The following is a 26,066-nucleotide window of genomic DNA, read 5'->3' on the forward strand; positions in this document are numbered from 1 at the left end:
GGGGCGGGCACCGTCCGCGTGGGGCGCGGCCGCACCCTCCGGGCCGGCCGTGCGGGTCGCGTCCGAGCGGGACGGTCTCGCCCCCGGGGCGCGGGCACCCTCCGCGCCGCCTGCCGGCGACGAGGAGCGGGGGTTCTCCAGGCGGGCCGGGCGGGTGACGCCCGGGCGGGCGGGGCTGTCGGCTCCCGCGGCGGGCGAACCCCGGTCGTCGTCGGAGGTGCGGACGTCGTCCGTGCGGGCGGGGCGGATGGTCTCCAGGCGTACCGGGCGGGCAGCGGTCGGACGCGCGGGCGGAACCTCCGTCGAGCCGGGGGCATCGGCGTCGGCCGCGGCGGGCCGGGACTCGGGGTTGCGCGCGGGCGGGGGCGTCCAGCCGCCGGTGCCCGAGGGGGGAGCGTCCGGGAAGCGGGCCGAGGCCGGGGGCGGCGGTGGGGGCGGGGTCATGGAGTCCGTGGGCTGGGGGGCCCGCAAGTGCGGGGCGGGTGGGGCGAGTCGGTCGGGCGGAGCCTTGCGTTCCGTCGAGGGTGCGGCGTCCCCTGTCGGGGGCTTCACGGCGCCGAGGGAGCCGCCCTCCGGGGGCGTGCCGGAACGGCCGCCGGTCACAGGGGACTTGGGGGCCGGAGGGGCTGAGGACGGCAGGGGCGGAGGCGGGGTGCCCGGCCGGGCGGGCGCGGCGGAGCGCTGCGGGGGCAACGGCCCGGTCCCGTTTCCGACGGAGGGCCCGGCGGCGGGCCGCTCAGGGGTCGCGGTGCCGGTCGCGGCCCCGGCGGCGGGCCGCTCAGGGTTCACGGTGCCGGGCGCGGCCCCGGTCGCGGGCCGCTGAGGCGTGGCCTCAGGGGCCGGATCCGTGGCGTGGGTCGGCCGTGGCGGCGTCTGGGGGGCCGGCGGCGTCGTCCCGGTCGCCGTCGCCCCGGTGGCCGTCGTCCCGGTGGTCGTGGCCGTCGGGGGGCGGTTCGGGCGGGGTGGGGCTGTCGGGCGTGGGGGCGCGGTGGGGGGCGGAGGCGCGCTCGGGGGCGGGGGTGCGGTGGGCCGTGGGGGGATCGTGGCGCGGCGTGCTTCCGTGCTCATGCACCCCCCGTTTCCTCGTGCCAGGGCCGTCGTTCTCCCGCTCGGGCCGCCGTCACGTCCGCTCGAACCGTCGTACATCCACTCGGCCGCCGGTGTTCCGCCCGGCCGCCGTCACTGCGCCCGGCCGCCGTCACTGCGCCCGGCCGCCGTCACTGCGCGCGGCCGCCGTCGTCCACCCGGCCGCCGTCGCTCCGCTCGGGCGGTTCTCGTGCCCGCGCGGGCCCGGCGGCGGACGTGGCTGGTCCGTCCCGGGCAGGCATACCCGCACGGGTGGGCCGGCATCCCGGCACGGGGTCTCCGGCCGGAGCCGTCTCCCCGTACGTGCGCGTCACTCTACGGCTAGTTGCCGCGGTAGCGGGAACCAGTCGGCGACCCCGGGGGCATCTGCCCGGATCGTCCCCCTACCCTGCGGTAATCCGGTCTGGCAGGCTGCGTTCATGACTGCGCGCGCCGCCGACCGGGCCCGTTACGACCGGGCCACCGCCCATCTCCAAGCCCCTCTCGCGATCGTCGACCTGGACGCCTTCGACGCCAACGCGGACGACCTGGTCCGCCGGGCGGGCGGGAAGCCGATCCGGGTGGCCAGCAAGTCCGTCCGCTGCCGCACGCTGCTGGAGCGTGTCCTCGCGAGGGACGGCTTCGCGGGGATCATGTCGTTCACCCTGGCCGAGTCCCTGTGGCTGGCGCGGTCGGGATTCGAGGACATCCTGCTCGCCTACCCCTCCGCCGACCGGGCCGGTTTCGCGGAACTCGCCGGCGATCCCAAACTGACCGCCGCCGTCACCGTGATGGTCGACGACGTGGCCCAGCTCGACCTGATCGACGCGGCGCGGGCCGGCGGCCGCGAAGTGGTGCGTGTCTGCCTGGAGTTGGACACCTCGCTGAAGCTGCTCGGCGGCCGGGTGCGGGTCGGCGCGCTGCGCTCCCCGCTGCACTCCCCCGCCCAAGTGGCCGATCTGGCGCGGGCGGTGGCCCGGCGGCCGGGTTTCCGGCTGGTGGGTGTGATGGCGTACGAGGGGCACATCGCGGGCGTCGGCGACTCGCTGGCCGGCCGGCCGCTGCGCTCGCGGGCGATCCGGCTGATGCAGGCGACCGCCCGGCGTGAGCTCGCCGAGCGGCGCGCCGCGGTGGTGCGCGCGGTGCGGGCCGTGGCGCCGGATCTGGAGTACGTCAACGGCGGCGGCACGGGCAGTGTGCAGCACACGGCGGCCGAGGACGCGGTGACGGAGATCGCGGCGGGCTCCGGGCTGTACGTGCCGCGGCTGTTCGACAACTACACGTCGTTCACGGGCCGTCCGGCGGCGCTGTTCGCCCAGCCCGTCGTGCGCAGGCCGGGCGTGGGGGTCGTGACCGTCCTCGGCGGCGGCTACCCGGCGTCGGGCGCCGCCGGCCGCGACCGGCTGCCGGTGCCGTACCTGCCGGAGGGGCTGCGCTACGACCCGCAGGAAGGCCCGGGCGAGGTGCAGACCCCGCTGCTGGGCTCCCCGGCGGACGATCTGCTGATCGGCGACAAGGTGTGGTTCCGGCACGCGAAGGCCGGCGAGCTGTGCGAGCGGTTCGACGAGCTGCACCTGATCGAGGGCGACGAGGTGACGGCGACGGCCCCCACCTACCGGGGTGAGGGCCACACGTTCCTGTAGGGCGTGCCTACACGGGCGTGACGTAGGCGCCGGAGATGCCGCCGTCGACCAGGAAGTCGGTGGCGTTGACGAACGAGGAGTCGTCGCTGGCCAGGAAGGCGACGGCGGCGGCGATCTCCTCGGCCTCGGCGAACCGTCCGACGGGGATGTGGACGAGGCGGCGGGCCGCGCGCTCGGGGTCCTTGGCGAACAGCTCCTGCAGCAGCGGGGTGTTGACCGGGCCGGGGCACAGCGCGTTGACGCGGATGCCCTCCCGGGCGAACTGCACGCCGAGTTCACGGGACATGGCGAGGACGCCGCCCTTGGACGCGGTGTAGGAGATCTGGGAGGTCGCGGCGCCCATCCGGGCCACGAAGGACGCGGTGTTGATGATGGAGCCCCTGCCCTGGCGCCGCATGTAGGGGATGGCGGCCTTGCAGCACAGGTAGACGGAGGTGAGGTTGACCTCCTGGACGCGCTTCCAGGCCTCCAGGCCGGTCTCCAGGATGGAGTCGTCGTCGGGCGGGGAGATGCCCGCGTTGTTGAAGGCGACGTCGACGCTGCCGTAGGTGTCGTAGGCGGTCCTGAACAGGGCCTCGACCTGCTCGGGGTCGGTGACGTCGACCTTCACGAAGATCCCGCCGACCTCCTCGGCGGCGCTCTTGCCGCGGGTCTCGTCCACGTCGGCGCAGACGACGTGCGCGCCTTCGGAGGCGAGGCGGCGGGCGGCGGCGAGGCCGATGCCGCTGCCGGCTCCGGTGACGACGGCGGTACGGCCGACCAGGCGGCGGCAGGTGTGCTGTGCGGTCGATGAGCTCACTGTGCGGGGCCCTCCGTGCTGATGAAGACGTTCTTCGTTTCGGTGAAGGCGGCGAGCGCGTCGGGTCCGAGTTCACGGCCGACGCCTGACTGCTTGAAGCCGCCGAACGGGGTCGAATAGCGCACGCTGGAATGGGAGTTGACGGACAGGTTGCCCGCGCGGACGGCCTGCGAGACGCGCAGCGCGCGCCCGACGTCCCGGGTCCAGAGGGAGCCGGAGAGGCCGTAGGGGGTGTCGTTGGCGAGGCGGACGGCGTCCGCCTCGTCCTCGAACGGCAGGACCACGGCGACGGGTCCGAAGACCTCCTCCACGGCCACCGGCGCGTCGGCGGGGACGCCGGTGAGGACGGTGGGCGGGAACCAGAAGCCGGGGCCCTCGGGCGCCTTGCCGCGGATGCCCTCGGCGCCGGGATCGACGTAGCCGCGGACGCGGTCGAGCTGGGTCCGGGAGATCAACGGGCCCATCTGGGTGTTCTCGTCGGCGGGGTCGCCGACGCGGACGGACTCGACGGCGGGGGCGAGGAGTTCGAGGAAGCGGTCGTGGACGGACCGCTGGACGAGGATGCGGGTGCGGGCGCAGCAGTCCTGGCCGGAGTTGTCGAGGAAGGACATGGGGGCGGCGGCCGCGGCGGCCTCGATGTCGGCGTCGGCGAAGACGATGTTGGGGCTCTTGCCGCCGAGTTCGAGGGTGACGCGCTTGAGCTGGGCAGAGCCCTTGGCCAGGACCTGTTTGCCGACGGCCGTCGACCCGGTGAACACGATCTTGGCGACGCCGGGGTGTTCGACGAGGGCGTCGCCGGCGACGGGTCCCGCGCCGGGCAGCACCTGGAAGAGGTGCTCGGGCAGGCCCGCGTCCAGGGCGAGTTCGGCCAGGCGCAGCGCGGTGAGCGGGGTGGTCTCGGCGGGTTTGAGGAGCACCGCGTTGCCGGCGGCGAGGGCGGGGGCGGTACCCCAGGCCGCGATGGGCATGGGGAAGTTCCACGGGGCGATCACGGCGACGACGCCGAGGGGTTCGAGGAACGTGACGTCGATGCCGCCGGCGACGGGGATCTGCCGGCCGGTGAGGCGTTCCACTCCGCCGGCCGCGTAGTCCAGCAGGTCGCGGACGTTGCCGGCCTCCCAGCGGGCGTTGCCGAGGGTGTGTCCGGCCTCGCGGACCTCCAGCAGGGCCAGTTCCTCCAGGTGGGCGTCCACGGTGGCGGCGAACCGGCGCAGCAGCCGGGCGCGGTCGGCCGGCGGGAGCGCGGCCCACGTGCTCTGGGCCCGGGCGGCGCGGGCGACCGCCGCGTCGACGTCGCCGGCGCTCGCGGCGGGGACGGTGGCGATGACCTCCTCCGTGGCCGGGTTGAGGACCTGGAGTTCGTGCTCGTACGACAAGGCTGGACCTCTCACATGCGTTCGAAGGAGCGGCGCAGCTCCCAGTCGGTGACCGCGGCGTCGAAGGCGGCCAGTTCGACGCGCGCCATGTTGGCGTAGTGGGCGACCGTCTCGTCGCCGAAGGCCGCTTTGGCGATGGGGCTGTTGGCCCACAGTTCGGCGGCCTCGCGCAGGGTGGTGGGCACGTGGGCGTATTCGGCGGTGTAGGCGTTGCCCGGGCAGGGCTCGGGCAGTTCGAGTTTCTGCTCGATGCCGTACAGGCCGGCCGCGACGAGGCCGGCGACGGCGAGGTGCGGGTTGACGTCGCCGCCGGGGAGCCGGTTCTCGAACCGCAGGGAGCGGCCGTGGCCGACGACGCGGAGGGCGCAGGTGCGGTTGTCGTGGCCCCAGGCGACGGCGGTGGGCGCGAAGGAGCCGGGCTGGAACCGCTTGTAGGAGTTGATGTTGGGCGCGTACAGCAGGGAGAAGTCGCGCAGGGCGGCGAGCTGGCCGGCGAGGAAGTGCCGCATGACGTCGGACATGCCGTCGGGTCCGGCCATCGCGTTGTCGCCGGACGCGTCGGCGAGGGAGAGGTGGATGTGGCAGGAGTTGCCCTCCCGCTCGTTGTACTTGGCCATGAAGGTGAGCGACACGCCCTCCTGGGCGGCGATCTCCTTGGCGCCGGTCTTGTAGACGGCGTGCTGGTCGCAGGTGACCAGGGCTTCGTCGTAGCGGAAGGCGATCTCGTGCTGGCCGGGGTTGCACTCGCCCTTGGCGGACTCGACGGTGAGGCCGGCGGCCTGCATCTCGTTCCTGATCCGGCGCAGCAGGGGTTCGATGCGGCCGGTGCCGAGGACGGAGTAGTCGATGTTGTACTGGTTGGCCGGGGTGAGGCCCCGGTAGTTGGCGTCCCAGGCCTGTTCGTAGGTGTCCTTGAAGACGATGAACTCCAGCTCGGTGCCGACCTGGGCGGTGTAGCCGAGTCCGGCGAGGCGTTCCAGCTGGCGGCGCAGGATCTGGCGGGGGGCGGCGGCGACCGGGGCGCCGTCGTCCCAAGCGAGGTCGGCGATGAGCAGGGCGGTGCCCTCGTTCCAGGGCACCCGGCGCAGGGTGCTCAGGTCGGGGCGCATGGCGAAGTCGCCGTAGCCGCGGTCCCAGGAGGACATCTCGTAGCCGTCGACGGTGTTCATCTCGGCGTCGACGGCGAGGAGGTAGTTGCAGCCCTCCGTGCCGTGGTGGAGCACTTCGTCGAGGAAGAAGCGGGCGGCGAACCGCTTGCCCTGGAGTCTGCCCTGCATGTCGGGGAAGGCCAGGACGACAGTGTCGATCTCGCCGCCGGCGACGAGGGCGTGCAGTTCCTCGACGCTGAGCGGGGGTGTGCGGTCTGCCACGGGAGGGCCTCCTTCGGGCTGCTGCGCGCTGTCCTTCGGGCCGCCGCGCACTTCTCCGGCCGGGCCGAGAGCCATAAGGTATTGCCGAGAACCATTGTTTGGGAAGGGGGCGCGGCCACATGGCTCTGGACGCGGAGGGCGGTGCGGAGGACCGGCTGACGCCGGTGCTGCGGCCCGTGCGGGCGGGCAACGGCTTCGAGGAGGCGCTGGAGCAGATCCTCCAGGTCGTCCGGCTGGGCCTGGTGCCGGCCGGGGAGCGGCTGCCGGCGGAGCGGGAGCTGGCGGAGCGGCTCGGGATCAGCCGGGTGACGCTGCGCGAGGTGCTGAAGGTGCTTCAGGACCAGGGCCTGGTGGAGGCGCGGCGCGGGCGCTACGGCGGCACGTTCGTGCTGCCCCGGGCCGACGGGGGCGGCGAGGACGAGCTGCGGCGGCGGATCGAGCGGATCGACGTCGAGGACGTCCTGCGCTTCCGGGAGGTGCTGGAGGTGGGGGCGGCCGGGCTGTGCGCGGCGCACGGCCTGGACGACGAGCAGGCGGCCCGGCTGCGTGACGCGCTGGCCCGCACGCACGACGCGCCGCTCGCCGACTACCGCCGCCAGGACACGCTGCTGCACCTCACGCTCGCGGATCTGTGCGGGTCGCCGTCGCTGACGGCCCGGTACGCGGCGGTCCGGGCGAGCGTCAACGACCTGCTGGACTGCATCCCGCTGCTGGTGCGCAACCTGGAGCACTCCCAGCGCCAGCACACCGCGATCGTGGAGGCCGTGCTCGACGGGGACGCGGACGGGGCGCGGGAGATGATGCGCGAGCACTGCGCGGGCACGGCGGCGCTGCTGCGCGGCTTCCTGGGGTGAGCGGCGGGGGTGGGCGGCGGACGCGTGGGTTTTACGCGGGTTTCACGCAGGGGTATTGCCATCCGGCCCCCGGACCGCAAAGGTATGCATCCATTCCATTGGGTTCCCTTGGTTCGCATGCCTTCCGGCGCCTTGGCCTGAGGTCCCCTGCGCAGTCCTGAGTTCCCTTGCGTTCGTCCACCGCTGCGTTCGTCCACCGCCCGTGGGGAGTCGCGTCATGTCCCTGGAATCCACGCCCACCAGCCCCGCCGAGGAGGCGGACGACTATCTGGAGCGCCGAGCGCTGCGTCGCGGCAGCGCCGGCTGGGTGCTCCTCACCGGCCTCGGCGTCGCCTACGTCGTCTCCGGCGACTTCTCCGGCTGGAACCTCGGCCTCGCCGAAGGCGGCTTCGGCGGTCTCGCGATCGCCACGGTGCTCATGGGCACCATGTACGCCTGCATGGTCTTCGCCCTGGCCGAACTGTCCGCGATCCTGCCCACGGCCGGCGGCGGTTACGGCTTCGCCCGCCGGGCTCTCGGCCCGTGGGGCGGCTTCCTGACCGGCACGGCCATCCTCATCGAGTACGTCCTCGCCCCGGCCGCCATCGTGATCTTCATCGGCGACTACGTCGAGTCGCTCGGCCTGTTCGGCCTGGAGTCGGGCTGGCCCGTCTACCTCGCCTGCTTCGCGATCTTCATCGGCATCCACCTGTGGGGCGTCGGCGAGGCCCTGCGGTTCAGCTTCGTCGTCACCGGCATCGCGGTCTTCGCCCTCATCGTGTTCGCCCTGGGCGCGCTGCCCGGCTTCGACGCCTCCTCCCTCGACGACATCCCGGTCGACACCTCCGCCTTCGGCGCGAACTCCTGGCTGCCCATGGGACTGCTCGGCATCTGGGCGGCGTTCCCGTTCGGCATGTGGTTCTTCCTCGGCGTGGAGGGCGTGCCGCTCGCCGCCGAGGAGACCAAGGACCCGGCCCGCGCACTGCCCAAGGCCATCCGCTGGTCGATGGGCGTCCTCGTGGTGCTGGCCGTGGTCACCTTCTTCGCCGCGGCCGGGGCGCGCGGCTCCGACGCCGTCCAGGCGGCCGGCAACCCGCTGGTCGAGGCGCTCCAGCCGGACGGGAAGGCCACGGCGCTCAGCCGCTTCGTGAACTACGCGGGGCTGGCCGGCCTGGTCGCCTCGTTCTTCTCGCTGATCTACGCCGGCTCCCGACAGCTGTTCGCGCTCTCCCGGGCCGGCTACCTGCCCCGCTTCCTGTCGCTGACCAGCGGCCGCAAGGCGCCGTACCTGGGCCTGCTGGTCCCGGGCACGATCGGCTTCGCCCTGGCCGCCGGCACCGGCGACGGCGGCCGGATGCTGAACATCGCCGTCTTCGGCGCCACGATCAGCTACGCGCTGATGTCCCTGTCGCACATCGTGCTGCGTCGCCGCGAACCGGGGCTGGAGCGGCCGTACCGCACCCCGGGCGGGGTGCTGACCTCCTCGGTCGCGCTGGTCCTCGCGTGCTCGGCGCTGGTCGCCACGTTCCTCGTCGACGTGACGGCCGCGCTCATCGCGCTGACGGTGTACGCGGTGGCCGCGGCCTACTTCGCGCTCTACAGCCGCAAGCGGCTGGTGGCGAAGGCGCCGGAGGAGGAGTTCGCGGCGCTGGCCGCGGCCGAGGCAGAGTTGACCCGGGACTGAGAGACGTGGGAGTGAGCATGGCGAGGCCGCTGATCGGTGTGAGCACGTACCTGGAGCCCGGCGCCCGCTGGGGCGTCTGGGAGCTGGAGGCGGCCCTGCTGCCGGTCGGATACCCCCGCCTGGTGCAGGCCTCGGGCGGCCTCGCCGCGATGCTGCCGCCCGACGACCCGGCCCACGCCGCCGAGGCCGTCGCCCGCCTGGACGGCCTCGTCATCGCGGGCGGACCGGACGTCGACCCGGTGCACTACGGCGCCGAACGCTCCCCGCGCTGCGGCCCGCCCGCGCCGCGCCGCGACGCGTGGGAGCTCGCCCTGATCCACGCCGCCCTGGCCGCCGGCACCCCTCTGCTCGGCATCTGCCGCGGCATGCAGCTGCTGAACGTCGCCGCCGGCGGCACCCTCGTCCAGCATCTCGACGGCCACGCCGAGACCGTGGGCGTCTTCGGCGAGCACCCGGTGAAACCGGTCCCCGGCACGCGCTACGCCTCCCTCGTCCCGGAGGAGACGACCGTCCCCACCTTCCACCACCAGGCGGTGGACCGCCTGGGCGCCGACCTGATCCCGTCGGCCCACGCGGCGGACGGCACGGTGGAGGCGGTGGAACTGCCGCCGTCCCGTGGCTGGGTCCTGGGAGTCCAATGGCACCCGGAGATGGGCCAGGACCTGAGGGTGATGCAGGGCCTGATCGAGGCGGCATCCGGCACCGTGCAGTGAAGTCCCGCCGCTACCCCCGTGTCAGGGACAGCAGTTCCCGCGCCGGCCCCGCGGGCCGATGCCCCGTGGGCCACACCGCCCGCAGCTCCCGCGCCAGCACCACCGACTCCACCGGCACACTCACCAAGCGCCGCATCCCCAGCTCCTCCCCCACCGCCAGCTCGCTCAGCACCGCAGGGCCCGCCCCGCTGACCGCCGCCGCCTTCACCGCCGTCGTCGAGGACAGCTCGATCAACGGCCGCGCCAGCCCCCCGAGCGCCGCGTCCAGCACCTGCCGCGTCCCCGACCCCTTCTCCCGCAGGATCAACGGCGTGGACGCCAACTCCCCCGCCGCCAGCGGCCGTCGACGGCGCGCCCACGGATGACCGGGGGCGACCACCACGATCAGGCGGTCATGGGCGATGACCGCCGAGTCGAGCCCCGACGACACCGTGAGACCCTCCACGAAGCCCAGGTCGGCCTCCCCCGTGAGCACCCGCTCCGCCACCCCCGCGGAGTTCCCCGCGTGCAGCGACACCGCCGTGTCCGGCCGCTGCGCGCGCAGCGCGAGAAGCCAGCCGGGCAGCAGGTACTCCGCGATGGTCATGCTCGCCGCCACCCTGAGCCGCGAGTCGCGCCGGTCCCGCAGGGCCTGCGCCCCCGCGTCGAAGGCCTCCGCCGCCTCGACGATCCGCCGCGCCCAGTCGGTGACCAGCGCCCCGGCGTCGGTGAGGGTCGACCCGCGCGGCGACCGGTCCACCAGGGCCACCCCGAGCTGCCGTTCCATGGACCGGACCCGGCTGCTCGCGGCCGGCTGGGTGATGCCCAGCTCACGCGCCGCCGCCCCGAGGCTGCCCACCCTGGCCACCGCCAACAGCAGCTCCAGCGCCCCGAGATCGGGAACCCGGTGCGCGAGCGACCCCGCGCCCCCGGCACCGCTCCCGCCCCGCTCGCCGTCCCCCGTCCCGCTGCCCGCACCACTGCTCATAAGCCCAGTTTATGTGCTCATAGGTCCGTCCTCCCTGGTCGCGAACGCCCGCACGAGCGACCGTTCAATGGTGATCACCTCCGTCCGCCACCTCGGCCCGAACTGGTACGCCACGGTCATGGGCACCGCGATCGTCGCCACCGCCGGCGCCTCGCTCCCCCACCCCCTCCCGGGCCTGCGCCCGTTCTGCACGGCCGTCTGGGCACTGTCCCTCGCCCTGCTGGCCACCCTCCTGGCCGCCCGCTCCCTGCACCGGCGCCACCACCGCGACCAGGTCCGCGCGCACCTTCACGACCCGGCCATCGCCCCCTTCTACGGCTGCCCGGCGATGGCGCTGGTCGCCGTCGGCAGCGGCGCCCTCGCGGTCGGCCGGGACTGGATCGGAACCCCGGCGGCACTCGCCCTCGACGCCGCACTGTTCACCGCCGGCACGCTCGCCGCACTCACGGTCGCCGTCGCCGTGCCGTACCTGATGGCCGTACGCCACCGGGTGCGGCGGCACGAGGCCACACCGGTGTGGCTGCTGCCGCTGGTGGCGCCGCTGGTACCGGCCGCGTCGGGGCCGGCGCTCGTGCCGCACCTGCCGGCCGGGCCGCCCCGTGCGGCGCTCCTCGTCGTGTGCTGCGCGCTGTTCGCGCTGAGCCTGCCGGCCACGCTCGCCCTGCTGCCGGTCGTCCTCGGCCGGCTGGTCAGCGGCGGACCGCTGCCCCTCGCGCTCACGCCGACCCTGTTCCTCGTCCTCGGGCCGCTCGGCCAGTCCACCACGGCCGTCGGGCAGTTCGCCGACGTCGCGCCCGGGGTGGTGTCCGAGCCCCACGCGCGCGTGGCGGCGCCGGCCGCCGTCGGGTACGGGGTGCCCGTGATGGGCCTCGCGCTGCTGTGGCTGTGCCTGGCCGCCGTCCGCGCGGCACGCGCCCGTGGGCAGGGAATGGGTTTCGCGATGACGTGGTGGGCGTTCACCTTCCCCGTCGGCACCTGTGTGACGGGGGCGGCGGCGCTGGCCCGGCACACCGGGCTCGCGGGGTTCGCCACTGCGGCGGCGGGGCTGTACGTCGTGCTGGTCGGCGTGTGGGCCCTCGTCGCCGTGCGCACGGTCATCGCCCTGGTCAGGGGCGGGCTGCTCGCAGCGCCGAGGCCAGCTCCCGTGGTGCGACGGCGAGCGACGGCCCGTACCACGTCAGGAGCCGTCCGCTGACGAGCGCGCAGGGCAGGCCGGGGAAGGCCTCAGGTCCGTCGCCCGGGGTGAAGCGGTAGGGCTCGTCGGGCAGGACGACCAGGTCGGGGGCGGCGGCCCGCAGCTCCTCCAGGGGGACCTTCGGGTAGCGGTCGGCGTGGGAGGCGTAAAGGTGGTCGACGCCCAAGCGGGCCAGGACGTCCCCGGCGAAGGTGTCCCGGCCCAGGACCATCCACGGGCGGCGCCAGATCGGCACCACGGCACTTCTGCGGGGCGCGCCGGGCTCGACGGCGGCCCACGCCGCCTCGGCCTCGTCCAGCCAGCGCGGACGGCCGCGCGCCCCGCACGCGTGCAGCACCCGCTCCAGTTCGCGGAAGGCCTGCGGCACGTCCCGCACCTCGGTGACCAGCACCTGCACGCCGGCGGCGCGCAGTGCGGCGAGGTCGGGTCCCCGGTTCTCCTCCTCGTTGGCGACGACCAGGTCGGGGGCGAGGGCGACGATCTCGTCGACACGGGGGTTCTTGGTGCCGCCCAGCCGGGGGACGTCGAGGTCCGCCGGGTGCGTGCACCAGTCGGTGGCGCCGGCCAGGGCGCCGGGCAGGGAGACGGCGACCGCCTCCGTGAGCGACGGCACCAGGGAGACGACCCGCACTACCGCTTCCGGTTCCGGACCGCCTCGATGTGCTCGGCGACCGCGACGACGACCACCCGGGTGTCCGCGACGGTCGCCCGCCAGCGGTGGCGGACCCCGCCGGTGAGGTACAGGGTGTCGCCCCGGCCGAGACGGTAGGCGCGGCCCTCCGCCTCGATCTCCACGGCCCCGTCCGCCACGTACATCAACTGGTCGTTGCGGTACTGGAACTCGCGGCCGGCCTCATGGCCGCCGGTGTACTCGCTGGCGTGCATCTGGTGGTGGCCGCGCACGAGGGACCGGCTGTTCGGCTCGGGGCCGGGATCCGTCAGCTCGGCGCGGACGACGTCGACGCTGCAGGCCGGGTCGGCGGCGGCGAGAAGTTCGACGGCCGTCGTACGCAGGGCGTCGGCGACCTTCTCCAGGGAACTGGTGCTGGGCCGCGCCCGGTCGTTCTCGATCTGGCTGAGGAACGGGACGGACAGGCCGCTGCGCTCGGCCACGACGGCGAGGGTGAGGTCCAGGGACCGGCGTCGTCGCCGGACGGCCGCGCCCACCCGCAGGGGCTGTTCCTTGTGGTCGCCCATGGCCCCGGCTCCCTCCTTCGCCCGTCGCTCCGACTACCCCGTGTGGCCCGGTTCGGACGCACCTCTTCCGATGAGTTCTCTGCACCCTACGCATGTTCGGCAAACCGTTTCACGGGGCCGCCGCATCGGAGCCGCACGCCGCCCGGCCCCACCCCCCGGATCACGCCAGTCGATCATCGCGGGCGGGCTGCCGGCGGGGTGGCGTTTCCGCCGTTTTCGTCCTCACCGGTTCAATGCGCGCCGGCCGCCGGGTGTTCCCGGTACGCGCCGGCTCCGGCCGGGCCGGTGGGACGGCCGTCGGCGGGGCCGGGCGGGACGGTGAGCCGGGGTGTGGGCTTGGCGCTGCGTGGTTGGCCGGATCCTTGCCGTGAGTGAAGGGACGGACGAAGAGGGGCGGGCCCCGTCGCACGCCTCGTCGCGTACGCCGGTGCCCGCCCCTCGTCGGGCGGCCGCGGGACTGTCAGGTCACCCCGCCGCCCGGCTCTCGGCGCCCGCGCCGGCCACGGGCGCGAACTTGTCGAGCAGGCCCGGGTTCTTCTTCAGCCAGCCGCGGACGGCGTCCTGCTCCTTGCCCTTGCCCGCGTTCTGGATCTCCGCCTCCAGGCCGGTGAGCTGCTTCTCGGTCATCGAGAAGTTCTCCAGCCACTTGCCGACCTCGGGGTTGTCGGCGGCGAAGCCCTTGCGGGAGAGGGTGTGCACGCCGTCGCCCTTGCCCCAGGCGCCGCGCGGGTCCTTCAGCTTCTTCAGGCCGTACTCGCTGTAGGCCCAGTGCGGCGACCAGAGGGTGACGACGACAGGGGCCTTCTTGGCGTAGGCGCGCTTGAGCTCGGCGAGCATCGCCGGGGTGGAGCCGTCGACGACCTTGTAGTCGCCGAGGCCGTACTCCCCCAGAACCTTGTCCTTGAGCAGGCCCATCATCCCGGCGCTGGGCTCGATGCCGGTGATCTTCCCGCCGAACCGCGCGGACTTGCCCTTGAGGTCGGCCAGCGAGTTCACGTCCTTCATGTAGGACGGGACGGTCAGCTCCAGGGAGGTGGGGCCGTACCACTGCCCGAGATCGTCGAGCTGCTTGCCGTACTTCTTCCAGTACTCGGCGTGGGTGGTGGGCAGCCAGGAGTCGGTCTGGAAGTCGATCTGGCCGGTGGCCAGGCCCGTGTAGAGGGGGCCGGCGGCGTACTGGGTGGTCTTGACGTCGAAGCCGCGCTCCTCCAGCAGCTCCTTCCACAGGAACGTGGAGGCGATGCCCTCGTCCCACGGGATGTAGCCGATGGTGATCTCCTTGCCCTTGCCGACGTCGGCGGCGGAGGCCTCGGCGGTGCCGGCCTTCGGGCCGAGGACGCCCATGCCGCCGGCGACGAGCGCGAGCGCGGACACCCCGGCGAGGGCCACGGCCGGGCGGGGGCGGTAGGTCCACACCGTCGTACGGGCCTTGGCGGCGGCGCGCCGGCCGAGGGGGGAGATGCGGGTGCCCAGGGCGCCGGTCATGCGGTCCAGGTAGATGGCGAGGACGACGATGCCGAGGCCCGCCTCGAAGCCGAGGCCGATGTCGAGCTGGCCGATGGCCTCGTTGACGGCGCCGCCGAGGCCGCCGGTGCCGACCATGCCGGCGATGACGACCATGGACAGACCGAGCATGATCACCTGGTTGACGCCCGCCATGATCGTCGGCAGGGCGAGCGGCAGCTGCACCCGCAGCAGGGTGTCGCGAGGCGTCGTGCCGAAGGCCTCGGCGGCCTCGACGAGCTCGGCGTCGACCTGGCGGATGCCGAGTTCGGTCATGCGCACGCCGGGGGCGAGCGCGAAGATCAGGGTGGCGACGACGCCGGCGGGGACGCCCATGCCGAAGAAGAGGATCGCCGGGATGAGCAGCACCATGGACGGCATGGTCTGGAGCAGGTCCAGGACGGGCCGCAGGGTGGCGCTGACCGTCCTGGAGCGGGCGGCCCAGATGCCCAGCGGGACCGAGACCACGAGGGCGATCACGGTGGCGACGAGCACCAGGGACAGGGTGGACATCGCCTCCTCCCACAGGTCGAGGGAGTCGATGAGCGCGAACCCGGCGAAGCCGAGGACGCCCGCGACCGAGCCGCGCAGCCACCAGGCGAGCACGGCGAGGACGCCCGCGAGCAGCAGCGGCTGCGGGGCGGTGAGCACGGCGTCGAGACCGTCGTACATGCCTTCGACGACGGTCTTGATCGCGTCGAAGAGCCAGGACATGTGGGCGACGAGCCAGTCGACGCCGGAGTCGACCCAGTCGCCGAGGTGGAGCCTAGGCATGGGCGGCCTCCTTGCCGGCGGTGGACGCGCTGTCGCAGCAGGCCTCGGTGTCCCGTTCGTCGCCGATGAAGGCGACGAGACGCCTGCGCGGGACCACGCCGACGAGGGCGCGCTCCGCGTCGAGCACGGCGACGGGGTGGGGGACGCGGGCGCTGAGCGCGCACAGCTCGGTGAACGGCGTGTCGACGGTGGCGGTGGCGCAGCCGCAGTCGGCCTCGTCGCCGCGGACGTCGGCGTCCATGACGGCGGCGGCGGTCAGCACGCGGGAGCGGTCGACGTCCTGGATGAAGGAGGCGACGTAGTCGTCGGCGGGCCGCACCAGGATGTCCTCGGCGGTGCCGGTCTGCACGATGCGGCCGTCGCGCATGACGGCGATGCGGTCGCCGAGGCGCATGGCCTCGTTGAGGTCGTGGGTGATGAAGACGATCGTCTTCTTCAGCGTCTGCTGGAGCGTGAGCAGCTGGTCCTGCATGTCGCGCCGGATCAGCGGGTCCAGCGCGCTGAAGGACTCGTCCATGAGGAGCAGGTCGGCGTCGGTGGCGAGGGCGCGGGCGAGGCCCACGCGCTGCTGCATGCCGCCGGACAGCTCGTCCGGCCAGGAGCTCTCCCAGCCGGCCAGGCCGCACAGCCGCAGCGCCTCGGCGGCGCGTTCCTCGCGCTCGGCGCGCGGGACGCCCTGCACGGCGAGGCCGTAGGCGGCGTTGTCCAGGACGCTGCGGTGCGGGAAGAGCGCGAAGTGCTGGAACACCATGCTGATCTTGTGGGCGCGGACCTCGCGCAGCTCGCGGTCGCCGAGCGCGGTGAGGTCCTGGCCGTCGAACAGGACGCGTCCCGAGGTGGGCTCCAGCAGTCCGTTCAGCATGCGCAGCAGCGTGGACTTGCCGGAGCCGGACAGGCCCATGACGACGAAGATCTGGCCGGGGTCGACGGTGAAGGAGGCGTCGATGACGGCGGCCGTGGCGCCGTCGCCGCGCAGCTCCTCACGGTCGGCTCCGCCGCGGAGCCGTTCGACCGCCTCGTCCTGTCGTCTGCCGAACACCTTGTACAGGTGCTCGGCCTCAAGCCTGGAGGACACACATACCTTCTCGCATAGGGGGCAGGGGGGAGGTGGCGCCGAAGGCCGCCAGGCCCTGCCGGGGCCGGAGCCCCTTGGCGGTCGCGAACGGTTGAACACGCAACCGGCGTCACTTCGAGGCCGCGCCTGCCCTGGTCGAAGCGGTGCAAACGCGCCAGTGGGCCAGTTCACAGGCCCTTCACGGCCGAAACCGACCCCTTCACACCGGGACGGGCGCGACGCAGGGACCTCTTCAGGCCGTGCTGGGCGGGTGAACGCGGGCACTTCGGCGCCACGCGCGTGCGGCATGATGCGTGCGTGACCGGACAGCTGATGCTCCTCGACACCGCCTCGCTCTACTTCCGCGCCTACTTCGGCGTCCCCGACTCGGTGAAGGCGCCCGACGGCACGCCGGTGAACGCCGTGCGCGGACTGCTGGACTTCATCGACCGGCTGGTCAAGGACCACCGGCCGGACGAGCTCGTCGCCTGCATGGACGCCGACTGGCGGCCGGCCTGGCGGGTCGGGCTCATCCCCTCCTACAAGGCGCACCGGGTCGCCGAGGAGCACGCGGCCGGCCCGGACCAGGAGGAGGTCCCCGACACGCTCTCCCCGCAGGTCCCGGTCATCGAGGCGGTGCTCGACGCGCTCGGCATCGCGCGCGTGGGGGTGACGGGGTACGAGGCGGACGACGTGATCGGCACGTTCACCGCGCGGGCGAAGGGCCCGGTGGACATCGTCACCGGCGACCGCGACCTGTACCAGCTGGTGGACGACGCGCGCGGGGTGCGGGTGCTGTACCCGCTGAAGGGCGTCGGCACGCTCCAGGTGACGGACGAGGCGTGGCTGCGCGAGAAGTATGGGGTCGACGGCCGCGGGTACGCGGATCTCGCGCTGCTGCGCGGCGACCCGAGCGACGGCCTGCCGGGCGTCCCCGGCATCGGCGAGAAGACCGCGGCCAAGCTGCTGGCCGAGTTCGGCGACCTGGCCGGGATCATGGCGGCGGTCAACGACCCGAAGGCCAAGCTCACGCCGTCGCAGCGCAAGCGGCTCGACGAGGCACGCGCGTACGTGGCGGTCGCGCCGAAGGTGGTGCGGGTCGCCGCGGACGTGGCGCTGCCGGAGGTGGACGTCACGCTGCCGCGCGCGCCACGGGACCCGGAGACGCTGGAGGCACTGGCGCGGCGCTGGGGGCTGGGCGGCTCGCTGCAGCGGCTGCTGACGACGCTGGGCTCGTGAGTGTCGCCGTCACCGACGGGGATGCTAACTTAGGTAACCCTAACCATATTCGGCAGGGAGGCCGTCATGGCAGAACGCCCGGCACGCAGGCCGCGGAAGCCGCACTCCGCGCAGGTCGTTCGGACCGAACGGCTCACCCCGCACATGCAGCGGGTCGTCCTCGGCGGCGCGGGCCTCGCGGAGTTCGAGCTCGGCGGCTGCACCGACCACTACGTGAAGCTGCTGTTCGGCGCCGAGGGCGTGACCTACCCGGAGCCCTTCGACCTGGAGCGCGTCCGCGCCGAGTTCCCCCGCGAGCAGTGGCCCGTGACCCGGACGTACACCGTGCGCCACTGGGACGCCGAGCACCGCGAGCTGACGGTGGACTTCGTGCTCCACGGCGACGAGGGCCTCGCCGGGCCGTGGGCCGCGCGCGTCCAGCCGGGCGAGACCGTCCGCTTCATGGGCCCCGGCGGCGCCTACGCCCCCGACCCGGCCGCCGACTGGCACCTGCTGGCCGGCGACGAGAGCGCCCTGCCCGCGATCGCGGCCGCCCTGGAGTCCCTCCCGGCCGGCGCCGTCGCCCACGCCTTCATCGAGGTGGCCGGACCCGAGGAGGAGCAGAAGATCGACTCCGACGTGGAGGTCGTCTGGCTGCACCGCGGCGACCGCCCCCTCGGCGAGAAACTCCTCGAAGCCGTCCGCGCCCTGCGCTGGCCCGAGGGCCGCGTGCACGCCTTCGTCCACGGCGAGGCCGCCACCGTCAAGGAGCTGCGCCGGCTCCTGCGGGTCGACCACGCCGTCCCCCGCGACGACCTCTCCATCTCCGGCTACTGGCGTCTCGGCCACAACGAGGACGGCTGGCAGGCCGCCAAACGCGAGTGGAACGCACGCGTGGAAGCGGAACAGGAGACCACGACCCCGGCCGCGTGACCTAGGTGTATTGGCCCGCAGCGTTGTTCACGCGGCTGATCGGTGGCTGGCCGCCGAGTGCGGTGTGGCAGCGGTGGTGGTTGTAGGTGTGGAGGAAGTCTGTCAGGGCTGCGGTCCGCTCGTCGTTTGAGGTGTAGGGCCGCAGATAGGCCCATTCGTCGAGCAGGGTGCGGTTGAAGCGTTCGACCTTGCCGTTGGTCTGGGGCCGGTAGGCGCGGGTGAGTTTGCCGGCCGCGCTCAGGTCGGCGAGCGCCTGCTGCCAGGCGAAGCTCTTGCGGTAGGGCCAGGCGTTGTCGGTCAGGATCCGCTCGATGCGGTCGATGCCCGCGGCGTGGAAGAAGGCCGCGGCGCGGCGCAGGAAGCCGGCACAGGTGACGGCCTTCTCGTCCGCGTGGACTTCGCTGTAGGCGAGGCGGCTGTGGTCGTCGACGGCGGAGTGGACGTAGTCGAAGCCCATCTTGCTGCGGGTGGCCCGTCCGGCCTGGCGGCCCAGCACCTTGTGGCCGCCGCCGTCGGGGATCCGGCCGAGCTTCTTGACGTCGACGTGGAGGAGTTCGCCGGGCCGGTCGCGTTCGTAGCGGCGGATGACCTGGCCGGTGGGCCGGTCCAGGTGGGCCAGCCGGTTCAGGCCGTGGCGGACCAGGATCCGGTGCACGGTCGAGGCGGGCAGGTCCAGGACCGGCCCGAGCCGTGCGGGACCGAGTTTGCGGGTCTTCCGGAGCCGGCAGACCCGGGCCTCCACGGCCGCCGGAGTGCGGTGCGGTGTCGTGCGGGGGCGGCTGGAGCGGTCGGCGAGGCCTTTCTCGCCCTCGGCCCGCCAGCGGCGGACCCACTTGTGGGCCGTTGCTCTCGAGACGCCCATTTCGGCGGCCACATGAGCGACCGGGCGGCCCGCGCAGACACGTTCGACCAGCACCCGTCTGCCGTGAACGGTCAGGCGGGCATTACGGTGGGACACGAAGACCTCCGTGCGGTGCAGTCCTAGACAGCTCCACCACACCGGAGGTCTTCGCCATGATCAAGCACCAGCGAGTGTCAACAACGCTCGTGATCAATACACCTAGGGCCTGTCTGACAAATCCCCGTCGTCCGCCCGAAGGGCGGGCTCTGCGGCGGCGATGGGGGTACCTCCCGCGCGAGTGCGGGTTCGAGCGTGGGGGAGCGTGCGATCGCAAGGCGCCGGAGCGCCCGCGTGGCGGAGTCACGTGGGCGCTCCGGCAACGCGGCTGGGGGCGCCCCCACGCCCTTCAGGCAGTGGGGGAGTGCGTGCCAGGCGTCGCAGAGCAGGCGGGGGTTTGTCAGACAGGTCCTAGCGTCTCAGTCGCCCCTCACCCGGGCGTGGAGGTGCATGTCGTGCCAGCCGTCGGGATGCAGGACGGCGCTGCGCTTGGTGCCCTCCAGCGCGAAGCCCGACTTGACGGCCACGCGGCAGGACGCGGTGTTGGCCGTGGCGTGCAGGAGTTCCAGGCGGTTGAAGCCGACGTCGTCGAGCGCCCAGCGGGACAGCGCGACCGTGGCACGGGCCGCGACGCCCCGCCCCCGGGAGGCGGCCGTGGTCCAGTAGGCCGTCTCGGCCACACCGTCGGCCAGGACGATGTCCCGCAGCGCCACCCGCCCGAGCAGTACGTCGCTGCCGGCGTCCACGACGGCCCACTGCGCGTCGCGCTCCTCGCCCCAGGCGCGTGTCCACTCCCCGATCCAGCCGGCGGCCTCCTCCACCGCGTCGCAGGCACGCACGTGCCACTGGTGGATGAGCGGGTCCTGGAAGGCGGCGTGGACGGCGGGCGCGTCCTCGGCCCGCCACGGGCGCAGGACCAGACCGTCGCCGGTGGGGAGCACGGGCTGCGGGATGCGGGCGAGCGTTCCGGCGGGCAGAACCGGACGGGTGAGATACGGCATGATCCGCATCCTGCCAACGGGCCCCGCCCCCTCCAACGGGATTTCCCGCCGCCCCGCCCGCCGCGCACCGCCGTACCCTTGACCCCGATGAGACGCCGCACCCCTCCCCCGCCCTCGCCCCTGCCGCAGCGTGACGGCGTCGATCCGGTGCGGGTGCGGCTGCCGGGCGGGGACGGCGGACGCTGGGCCACCGTGCGCGAGCACCTGAGCGAACGGTTCGGCGCGGCCCGGGCCGGCCTCGTCGACCAGATGTTCTCCGCGGGCCTGATCGTCGGCGCCGACGGGCGTGCGGTGCCCGCGGACACGGCGTACGCGCCGGGGATGTTCGTGTGGTTCCACCGGGAGACACCCGTGGAGACGCCCGTGCCGTTCCCCGTGGAGATCGTGCACCGCGACGCCCACCTCGTCGTCGCCGACAAGCCGCACTTCCTGGCCACCACCCCGCGCGGCAGCCATGTCACCGAGACCGCGCTGGCGCGGCTGCGCCGCGAGCTGGACGTCCCCGCGCTCGGCGCCGCCCACCGCCTGGACCGGCTCACCGCCGGACTGGTGCTGTTCACCGTCCGCCCCGACGAACGCGGCGCCTACCAGAGCCTGTTCCGCGACCGGCGCGTCCGCAAGGTGTACGAGGCCGTCGCCCCCTACGACCCGTCGCTCACCCTGCCCGTCACCGTGCGCAGCCGGATCGTCAAGGAACGCGGCACGCTGACCGCCCGCGAGGTGCCGGGCGAGCCCAACGCCGAGAGCCTCGTCGAGCTGATCGAGCACCGGCCCGGCGACGGCCTCGCCCGCTACCGGCTGACGCCCCTGACCGGGCAGACCCATCAACTGCGCGTCCACATGGCCTCGTTGGGCGTCCCCCTCCTCGGCGACCCGCTCTACCCCGAGGTGACCGACCCCGTCCCGGCCGGCGACTTCCGCCGCCCGCTGCAACTGCTCGCGCGCGAGCTGGAGTTCACCGACCCGATCACGGGGGTGGAGCACCGGCTGCGGAGCCGGCGGACGCTGGCCGCCTGGTCGTCGTACGACGACTGGACGCGAGGCGAGCGCGGTCAGTAGCCGCGCCACCAAACCAGGAACCGGCGCCAGATGTTCGGCGTGGCAGGCGAGGCGGCGTCCTGGGCGGGAGCGGCATCCGCGGTCGCGCCCCGCGTCGCCGCGTCTTCCACGGCTCCGGCCGGCCCCGTCGCGGCGGCCTCCGACGGGGCCGTGGCCCACGTCGTGGCCGGCGGGATCATCGGCAGGCTGTCCCGGGGCCGCGGGACCTCGCCGTGCGTCGGCTGGACGATCACGTCCTGCTGCGGCCTCGGCTCGAAGTGGACCGGCAGCCCCACCAGATGCCGTGACGCGATCGACGTCGTCCAGCGCAACTCACTCTCGTCGCACTCCAGTTGGACGTCCGGCAGACGCGCAAGCAGCGCGTCGACGCCGACCTCGGCGATGGCACGGCCGATGTCCTGCCCGGGGCATTCGTGCGGGCCGCCGCCGAAGGCGAGGTGCGAGCGGTTGCCCTGCATGTTCGCGGACAGGTCGGGCCGCACCCGGGGATCGACGTTGCCCGGCGCCGGCGCGAAGAGAAGGCCGTCGCCCCTGCTGATGCGCTGCCCGCCCAACTCCGTGTCCTGCTTGGCGAAGTAGGCGAACACCGTACTGAACGGCGGTTCGTCCCAGAGGGATTGCTCGACCGCCTCCGGAACCGTCATCTGCCCGCCGCTGAGCCGGGCGAGGAACCGCGGGTCGGTGAGGACCATGCGCAGCGCGTTGGACAGCAGGTTGACCGTGGCCTCATAGGCGGCGAACAGCACCAGCCGCAGATGCTCCCTCACCTCGTCGTCGCTCAGCCCCGCCGGGTGCTTGACGAGATGGCCGGCGAAGTCCGCCTCCGGCCGGGCCCGCCGCAGGGCGGTGAGCCGGGTGAGCGCCTCCATGACGTAGGCGTGGCTGGCGATCGCCGTCTCGGAGCCCTTGAGCGCGTCACGGGCGGCATGGACCATCCGGTCGCTGTACTCGTCGGGCATGCCGAGGATGTGGCACATCACGGCCATGGGAAGGTGCTCGACGAACTGGCTGATCAGCTCGGCCCGCCCCTTCTCGCAGAAGTCGTTGACCAGCCGCTGGGAGGAGCGGTTGATGTACCGGCGCAGACTGCGGTCGTCGATGGCCTTCAGCGCCGAGGTGACCGCGCCGCGCAGCCGCTTGTGCTCGTCGCCCTCGGCGTGGGCGCAGATCGGCTGCCACGCGATGTGCGGCATCAGCGGGTGGTCGGGCTTGACCATGCCGTCGAGCAGGGGCGTCCAGGTCCGGCTGTCCCGGCTGAACTGCGAGGGGGTGCGCACCATGTGCAGGTTTTCGGCGTGGCCGAGGACCACCCACACCGGCACGTCGTCGTGGAGCAGGGCGGGCGCCACCGGGCCGTGCTTCTCTCGCAGCTCCTCGTAGAGCTCCTTCAGGTCCTGGGCGCCGGGACCGTACAGCCGCTTCAGCCCTCCGGGGCCGCGCCCGTGCGCGGGGCAGCCGGGGGGCGCGTCGAGGGCCGGGCCGGGGCCGGCGTCCGGGGCCAGGTCGGGAGGGCCTGCCGTGGAGGGGTTCTCAGGCGTCACTGGGATCGCTCCGGAAAGGGGGGAATCGAGTCGGGGTCGGGTGCGGGACGGGAGGCCGCGGCAGGGCGCCGCGCGGCTCAGCGGAGACTGCCGCTCAGCTGCAGCGACTGCAGGAAACCCACCAGCGTCGTCAGCACGTCACGGCTTGAGGCCCGGCGCCGCACGTCGCACTCCACGATCGGCACGTACGGCGGCAGGTCGAGCGCGACGCGCAGGTCCTCCACGGGGTGACGGGGGCCGTCGGGGAAGTTGTTCACGGCGACGACGAAGGGCACGGAGCGCTCCTCCAGCCGCCCCATGACCTCGTAGCTGACCTCCAGGCGGCGGGTGTCGAGCAGGACGACCGCGCCGAGCGCGCCCTCGAACAGGCCGTCCCACAGGAACCAGAAGCGCTCCTGGCCCGGGGTGCCGAAGAGGTAGAGCACGACCTGGTCGGTGATGCGGATACGGCCGAAGTCCATCGCCACGGTGGTGGCCGTCTTGGAGTCCGAGCCGTAGTCGTCGTCGACGCCGATGCCGGCCTGGGTCATGGTCTCCTCGGTGGTCAGCGGCTTGATCTCGCTGACCGAGCCGACCATGGTCGTCTTGCCGACGCCGAAGCCGCCCACAATGACGATCTTGGCCGCCGCCTGGATGGTGTCCGGCAGACAGTCCTCGGCGCGCGGGCCGGGGATCGCGTCAGAGCCGTTGAAGTCCATGCATCACCGCTTCGAGGAGGGAACGGTCGGGTAGCTGCTGCCGGACGATCGGGTCGCGCGCGTGCACGAGGTCGGCGGCCAGCATCTCGGTGAGGAGCACCGTCACCACGCTGAACGGCAGACCGAGGTAGGCCGACACCTCGGCCACCGCGAGCGGGGCCCGGCACATCCGGAGCACCGCGAGCTGCTCCGGGGTCGCGGAGGAGGGGGGTTCGGCCCGCGTCACGATCAGCGTGACCAGGTCGAGGGGCGCGCGTTCGCCGTCGCCGGCCGAGATGGTGTACAGCCGCTCGACGTGCTTGTCCGCCTCGCCGTCGCCCTCCGCCGCCTCGTCCGGCTCCCCGGCGGGCGGTTCGTGCGGCATCGACGGCCGCCTGTGGCGTCGCGTAGGCGTCATACGCTGTGCCCGTCACGCCGGGGCGGACTGGTCAGATGGGCGCCGATGCGCACCACGAGGTCGCGCATCATGCCGCTCATCCGGCCGGGCTCGCAGCGCACGTCGGCGAGGACGGCGAGGTAGGCGTTGGCGCCGGCGGCCATCAGATAGAAGTAGCCGCCGTCCATCTCGATCACGACGAGGTTCATGTCGCCGTCGGTCGAGGGGATCTCCTGGGCGACGGCGCCCGCCAGGCTCTGCAGGCCGGCGCAGGCGGCGGCGACCCGGTCGGCCGCGTCGGGGTCACCGGCGTAGCGGGCCAGGCGCAGACCGTCGGACGAGAGCACCACGATCATGTGGATGCCCGGGACGCCGCTGTAGAGCTCCTTGAGCATCCAGTCGAAGTTGGCGCGCTGCTGGATCACGTGGGGTCCCCCTCGTCGTCGGCCCGGTTCTCGGCCTTGTCCTCGATCAGGTGCAGATAGGCGGTCGGATTGCGGGTGAAGTCCGTCGGGTGGACGCCCGGGTTGTCCTTCTTCAGGCCCTCCCAGAAGGCCTCGAACGCCACTCCGGGTTCGGACCGCTTCCGCTCGGACTTCCGCCTGGCCGCCGCCTCCTCCTCGGCGCGGGCCGCCTGCGTCCAGACGTCCGGGGTGCCCTCCCGCTCGAGGCGCTCGGACTCGGCCGCCTCGGCGTAGCGCTGGGTGAGCGGGATCTTCACCTTGCTGCGGCGCTGCGGCAGCCCCTTCTCCGTCCACTCGGTGATCTCGGGGACCTCGTCGTCGGTCAGCGAGACCCCGGCGGGAACGCGGGGGCTGGTGGGGCGGCGCTTCTTCGGCGCGCGCTTGGGGCCCTCGACGGCGTCGTACAAGGTCATCTCGGGTACGGCGGTGGCGCCGATGCCGTGCGCGAAACCGGGGGCCGGGTCGGTGGTCATCATCTCGCTCGGCACCATGAGCACCGCGCGGACGCCGCCGTACGCCGACTTGCGCAGCGCCACGTCCAGGTTGAAGGAGGTGCACAGCCGGCCGACGACCGCGATGCCCAGGCGCGGGTTCCCGCCCAGCTCCTGGATGTCGACGCCCTCCTTGGCCTTCTCCAGCATCTCCTCGACCCGGGCGCGGGACTCCTCGCTGAGGCTGACGCCGGCGTCCTCGATCTCGATGGCGATGCCGGTCTGCACCTCGACGGCGTTGACGTTCACCTTGCTCTGCGGGGGCGAGTAACGGGTGGCGTTGTCGAGCAGCTCGGCGAGCGCGTGGATCAGCGGCTCGACGGACAGGCCCCGGATGTTGACCTTGGCGATGGAGTTCAGCTGGATGCGCCGGTACTCCAGAATCCGGGACATGCCGCCGCGCAGCACGCTGTACAGCGGCACCGGCCGGGGCCAGCTGCGGCCGGGCCGGCCGCCGCCGAGCACGCCGATGGAGTCGGCGAGACGGCCGATCATCGCGTTGCCGTGGTCGATGCGCAGCAGGTCGTCGAAGACCTCGGGGTTGCGCCCGTGGTCCTCTTCCATCTCCCGCAGTTCGTCGGCCTGCTGGTGGACGATGGCCTGGACGCGCCGGGCGATGCTGACGAACGAGCGCTGGTTGGACTCGCGCAGCGACTGCTCGTGGTCGACGGCTTCCAACGCTCCCAGCAGCAGGGCCTTCTGGGCCTCGTTGAGGTCGCGGGCGGACGGGTCCGTGTCCTGGAGGTGGCGGACCACCTCGACGGGGGAATGCCCGCTGCGCATCCACTTCACCGTCCGGGGCAGGAACTCCCGCGCCATCCGCAGGTTCAGCTCGTCCTGGGCGTAGATCCGCCGCTCCAACCGGTCGACGCGCTGGTCCTGTTCGACGCGCAGTCGCCGAATGCGCCTGCCGCGGCGGGCGCATTCGGCGCCGGTGGCGGTCACCAGGAGGGTGGCGACGGCTCCGCACACGCCGACGGCGAGCCGCGCCGGGGCCGCGACCAGGGCGACGGCGGCTCCGGTCGCCGCGGCCATCAGTATCACCGGCAGCAACAGCGGTCGGGCGTACGCCGGTTCACGGCGGCCGGGTGGGGACTGAACACTCACCATAGAGGCACCCTCGGTAGGGACATGTCGGAGTCTTCGGAACATTCGGGAACAAGCGCACGATCACCCCTCAACTCGGTGCGCCGCGGGCGAGCCTAGTCCGACCG

The 26,066-nt window shown here is 73.4% G+C and carries 24 protein-coding genes and 1 pseudogene; 8 read left to right on the forward strand and 17 right to left on the reverse strand.

Annotated features, from left to right (window positions below; genetic code table 11):
- Both ACFYXA_RS34205 and ACFYXA_RS34210 read right to left on the reverse strand, forming a co-directional pair.
- Positions 1-444, reverse strand: a pseudogene (locus tag ACFYXA_RS34205) (hypothetical protein); the annotation flags it as partial.
- Between the two features lie 388 nt (positions 445-832).
- A complete protein-coding gene (locus ACFYXA_RS34210) occupies positions 833-1,072 on the reverse strand; it encodes a hypothetical protein (protein ID WP_389040349.1) in 240 nt (79 codons plus the stop codon).
- A 433-nt stretch (positions 1,073-1,505) separates the two neighbouring features.
- Between ACFYXA_RS34210 and ACFYXA_RS34215 the strand changes: the two genes are divergently transcribed.
- Positions 1,506-2,708 carry an amino acid deaminase/aldolase gene (locus ACFYXA_RS34215; protein ID WP_389040352.1) on the forward strand — a complete coding sequence of 401 codons (1,203 nt, stop codon included), beginning with the start codon at positions 1,506-1,508 and terminating at the stop codon, positions 2,706-2,708.
- Between the two features lie 7 nt (positions 2,709-2,715).
- On the opposite strand, the gene ACFYXA_RS34220 is transcribed toward ACFYXA_RS34215, so the two are convergent.
- The 3 genes from ACFYXA_RS34220 to ACFYXA_RS34230 are packed head-to-tail and all read right to left on the reverse strand — an operon-like array spanning position 2,716 to position 6,253.
- A complete protein-coding gene (locus ACFYXA_RS34220; protein ID WP_352247795.1) occupies positions 2,716-3,507 on the reverse strand; it encodes a 3-oxoacyl-ACP reductase in 792 nt (263 codons plus the stop codon).
- A complete protein-coding gene (locus tag ACFYXA_RS34225) occupies positions 3,504-4,883 on the reverse strand; it encodes an aldehyde dehydrogenase family protein (RefSeq protein ID WP_389040356.1) in 1,380 nt (459 codons plus the stop codon). The genes ACFYXA_RS34220 and ACFYXA_RS34225 overlap by 4 nt, the downstream gene beginning before the upstream one ends.
- Before the next feature lie 11 nt (positions 4,884-4,894).
- Positions 4,895-6,253 (reverse strand): glutamine synthetase family protein, encoded by a 1,359-nt coding sequence (locus ACFYXA_RS34230; RefSeq protein WP_389040359.1) that lies wholly within the window; start codon positions 6,251-6,253, stop codon positions 4,895-4,897.
- Between the two features lie 119 nt (positions 6,254-6,372).
- Between ACFYXA_RS34230 and ACFYXA_RS34235 the strand changes: the two genes are divergently transcribed.
- The 3 genes from ACFYXA_RS34235 (at position 6,373) to ACFYXA_RS34245 (ending at position 9,483) form a co-directional block, all read left to right on the forward strand.
- The gene (locus ACFYXA_RS34235) at positions 6,373-7,107 is read left to right on the forward strand and encodes an FCD domain-containing protein (protein WP_352247798.1); all 735 of its coding nucleotides are present in this window, start codon (positions 6,373-6,375) and stop codon (positions 7,105-7,107) included.
- 217 nt (positions 7,108-7,324) lie between these two features.
- Positions 7,325-8,770 carry an ethanolamine permease gene (gene eat / locus ACFYXA_RS34240; protein ID WP_352247799.1) on the forward strand — a complete coding sequence of 482 codons (1,446 nt, stop codon included), beginning with the start codon at positions 7,325-7,327 and terminating at the stop codon, positions 8,768-8,770.
- Positions 8,771-8,787: 17 nt separating this feature from the next.
- Positions 8,788-9,483: a gamma-glutamyl-gamma-aminobutyrate hydrolase family protein gene (locus ACFYXA_RS34245; RefSeq protein WP_389040364.1), complete on the forward strand. Its 696-nt coding sequence runs from the start codon at positions 8,788-8,790 to the stop codon at positions 9,481-9,483.
- A 10-nt stretch (positions 9,484-9,493) separates the two neighbouring features.
- Here the strand turns inward: ACFYXA_RS34245 and ACFYXA_RS34250 are convergent, their stop codons facing one another.
- A complete protein-coding gene (locus tag ACFYXA_RS34250; RefSeq protein ID WP_351336492.1) occupies positions 9,494-10,450 on the reverse strand; it encodes a LysR substrate-binding domain-containing protein in 957 nt (318 codons plus the stop codon).
- Between the two features lie 67 nt (positions 10,451-10,517).
- On the opposite strand from ACFYXA_RS34250, the gene ACFYXA_RS34255 reads away from it, so the two are divergent.
- Positions 10,518-11,645 (forward strand): TDT family transporter, encoded by a 1,128-nt coding sequence (locus ACFYXA_RS34255; RefSeq protein WP_389040368.1) that lies wholly within the window; start codon positions 10,518-10,520, stop codon positions 11,643-11,645.
- On the opposite strand, the gene ACFYXA_RS34260 is transcribed toward ACFYXA_RS34255, so the two are convergent.
- From ACFYXA_RS34260 to ACFYXA_RS34275, 4 genes are all read right to left on the reverse strand, one after another.
- Positions 11,557-12,276 carry a helical backbone metal receptor gene (locus ACFYXA_RS34260; RefSeq protein ID WP_389040371.1) on the reverse strand — a complete coding sequence of 240 codons (720 nt, stop codon included), beginning with the start codon at positions 12,274-12,276 and terminating at the stop codon, positions 11,557-11,559. The two genes, ACFYXA_RS34255 and ACFYXA_RS34260, sit on opposite strands and share 89 nt — an antisense overlap.
- Positions 12,276-12,842 (reverse strand): XRE family transcriptional regulator, encoded by a 567-nt coding sequence (locus ACFYXA_RS34265; RefSeq protein ID WP_352247803.1) that lies wholly within the window; start codon positions 12,840-12,842, stop codon positions 12,276-12,278. The genes ACFYXA_RS34260 and ACFYXA_RS34265 overlap by 1 nt, the downstream gene beginning before the upstream one ends.
- A gap of 465 nt (positions 12,843-13,307) precedes the next feature.
- Positions 13,308-15,119, reverse strand: a complete 1,812-nt coding sequence (locus ACFYXA_RS34270; RefSeq protein WP_389040375.1) for an ABC transporter permease/substrate binding protein — start codon at positions 15,117-15,119, stop codon at positions 13,308-13,310.
- Positions 15,112-16,194: a glycine betaine/L-proline ABC transporter ATP-binding protein gene (locus tag ACFYXA_RS34275; protein WP_389040379.1), complete on the reverse strand. Its 1,083-nt coding sequence runs from the start codon at positions 16,192-16,194 to the stop codon at positions 15,112-15,114. The genes ACFYXA_RS34270 and ACFYXA_RS34275 overlap by 8 nt, the downstream gene beginning before the upstream one ends.
- A gap of 312 nt (positions 16,195-16,506) precedes the next feature.
- On the opposite strand from ACFYXA_RS34275, the gene ACFYXA_RS34280 reads away from it, so the two are divergent.
- Together ACFYXA_RS34280 and ACFYXA_RS34285 are read left to right on the forward strand one after the other, a co-directional pair.
- Positions 16,507-17,412: a 5'-3' exonuclease H3TH domain-containing protein gene (locus tag ACFYXA_RS34280; protein ID WP_389040435.1), complete on the forward strand. Its 906-nt coding sequence runs from the start codon at positions 16,507-16,509 to the stop codon at positions 17,410-17,412.
- Positions 17,413-17,478: 66 nt separating this feature from the next.
- The gene (locus ACFYXA_RS34285; RefSeq protein ID WP_352247807.1) at positions 17,479-18,324 is read left to right on the forward strand and encodes a siderophore-interacting protein; all 846 of its coding nucleotides are present in this window, start codon (positions 17,479-17,481) and stop codon (positions 18,322-18,324) included.
- A 1-nt stretch (position 18,325) separates the two neighbouring features.
- Here the strand turns inward: ACFYXA_RS34285 and ACFYXA_RS34290 are convergent, their stop codons facing one another.
- Entirely contained in the window at positions 18,326-19,282 is a 957-nt protein-coding gene (locus ACFYXA_RS34290) for an IS481 family transposase (protein ID WP_389040384.1), read from the reverse strand.
- A 359-nt stretch (positions 19,283-19,641) separates the two neighbouring features.
- Positions 19,642-20,223 (reverse strand): GNAT family N-acetyltransferase, encoded by a 582-nt coding sequence (locus ACFYXA_RS34295; RefSeq protein ID WP_352247808.1) that lies wholly within the window; start codon positions 20,221-20,223, stop codon positions 19,642-19,644.
- A gap of 87 nt (positions 20,224-20,310) precedes the next feature.
- On the opposite strand from ACFYXA_RS34295, the gene ACFYXA_RS34300 reads away from it, so the two are divergent.
- Positions 20,311-21,282 carry an RluA family pseudouridine synthase gene (locus tag ACFYXA_RS34300; RefSeq protein WP_389040389.1) on the forward strand — a complete coding sequence of 324 codons (972 nt, stop codon included), beginning with the start codon at positions 20,311-20,313 and terminating at the stop codon, positions 21,280-21,282.
- Here the strand turns inward: ACFYXA_RS34300 and ACFYXA_RS34305 are convergent.
- From ACFYXA_RS34305 to ACFYXA_RS34325, 5 genes are all read right to left on the reverse strand, one after another.
- Positions 21,276-22,823 carry a cytochrome P450 gene (locus ACFYXA_RS34305; RefSeq protein WP_389040392.1) on the reverse strand — a complete coding sequence of 516 codons (1,548 nt, stop codon included), beginning with the start codon at positions 22,821-22,823 and terminating at the stop codon, positions 21,276-21,278. The two genes, ACFYXA_RS34300 and ACFYXA_RS34305, sit on opposite strands and share 7 nt — an antisense overlap.
- 77 nt (positions 22,824-22,900) lie before the next feature.
- Positions 22,901-23,521, reverse strand: a complete 621-nt coding sequence (locus ACFYXA_RS34310) for an ATP/GTP-binding protein (protein WP_352247810.1) — start codon at positions 23,519-23,521, stop codon at positions 22,901-22,903.
- The gene (locus tag ACFYXA_RS34315; protein WP_352247811.1) at positions 23,502-23,918 is read right to left on the reverse strand and encodes a DUF742 domain-containing protein; all 417 of its coding nucleotides are present in this window, start codon (positions 23,916-23,918) and stop codon (positions 23,502-23,504) included. Before ACFYXA_RS34315 ends, ACFYXA_RS34310 begins: the two co-directional genes overlap by 20 nt.
- Positions 23,915-24,322: a roadblock/LC7 domain-containing protein gene (locus ACFYXA_RS34320; RefSeq protein ID WP_352247812.1), complete on the reverse strand. Its 408-nt coding sequence runs from the start codon at positions 24,320-24,322 to the stop codon at positions 23,915-23,917. Before ACFYXA_RS34320 ends, ACFYXA_RS34315 begins: the two co-directional genes overlap by 4 nt.
- Complete coding sequence (locus ACFYXA_RS34325) at positions 24,319-25,962, reverse strand: ATP-binding protein (protein ID WP_352247813.1); 1,644 nt, start codon at positions 25,960-25,962, stop codon at positions 24,319-24,321. Before ACFYXA_RS34325 ends, ACFYXA_RS34320 begins: the two co-directional genes overlap by 4 nt.
- Positions 25,963-26,066 lie beyond the last annotated feature (104 nt).

Source organism: Streptomyces sp. NPDC002566 (assembly GCF_042889585.1).
Taxonomy (GTDB): Bacteria; Actinomycetota; Actinomycetes; order Streptomycetales; family Streptomycetaceae; genus Streptomyces.

What these genes read in the sequence shown, in the direction of transcription:
- ACFYXA_RS34215 (WP_389040352.1), top strand. Translation starts at nt 1,506, where the DNA reads ATGACTGCGCGCGCCGCCGACCGGGCCCGTTACGACCGGGCCACCGCC.
- ACFYXA_RS34235 (WP_352247798.1), top strand. Translation starts at nt 6,373, where the DNA reads ATGGCTCTGGACGCGGAGGGCGGTGCGGAGGACCGGCTGACGCCGGTG.
- eat (WP_352247799.1), top strand. Translation starts at nt 7,325, where the DNA reads ATGTCCCTGGAATCCACGCCCACCAGCCCCGCCGAGGAGGCGGACGAC.
- ACFYXA_RS34245 (WP_389040364.1), top strand. Translation starts at nt 8,788, where the DNA reads ATGGCGAGGCCGCTGATCGGTGTGAGCACGTACCTGGAGCCCGGCGCC.
- ACFYXA_RS34250 (WP_351336492.1), bottom strand. Translation starts at nt 10,450, where the DNA reads ATGAGCAGTGGTGCGGGCAGCGGGACGGGGGACGGCGAGCGGGGCGGG.
- ACFYXA_RS34255 (WP_389040368.1), top strand. Translation starts at nt 10,518, where the DNA reads ATGGTGATCACCTCCGTCCGCCACCTCGGCCCGAACTGGTACGCCACG.
- ACFYXA_RS34265 (WP_352247803.1), bottom strand. Translation starts at nt 12,842, where the DNA reads ATGGGCGACCACAAGGAACAGCCCCTGCGGGTGGGCGCGGCCGTCCGG.
- ACFYXA_RS34270 (WP_389040375.1), bottom strand. Translation starts at nt 15,119, where the DNA reads ATGCCTAGGCTCCACCTCGGCGACTGGGTCGACTCCGGCGTCGACTGG.
- ACFYXA_RS34280 (WP_389040435.1), top strand. Translation starts at nt 16,507, where the DNA reads ATGCTCCTCGACACCGCCTCGCTCTACTTCCGCGCCTACTTCGGCGTC.
- ACFYXA_RS34285 (WP_352247807.1), top strand. Translation starts at nt 17,479, where the DNA reads ATGGCAGAACGCCCGGCACGCAGGCCGCGGAAGCCGCACTCCGCGCAG.
- ACFYXA_RS34295 (WP_352247808.1), bottom strand. Translation starts at nt 20,223, where the DNA reads ATGCCGTATCTCACCCGTCCGGTTCTGCCCGCCGGAACGCTCGCCCGC.
- ACFYXA_RS34300 (WP_389040389.1), top strand. Translation starts at nt 20,311, where the DNA reads ATGAGACGCCGCACCCCTCCCCCGCCCTCGCCCCTGCCGCAGCGTGAC.
- ACFYXA_RS34310 (WP_352247810.1), bottom strand. Translation starts at nt 23,521, where the DNA reads ATGGACTTCAACGGCTCTGACGCGATCCCCGGCCCGCGCGCCGAGGAC.
- ACFYXA_RS34315 (WP_352247811.1), bottom strand. Translation starts at nt 23,918, where the DNA reads ATGACGCCTACGCGACGCCACAGGCGGCCGTCGATGCCGCACGAACCG.
- ACFYXA_RS34325 (WP_352247813.1), bottom strand. Translation starts at nt 25,962, where the DNA reads ATGGTGAGTGTTCAGTCCCCACCCGGCCGCCGTGAACCGGCGTACGCC.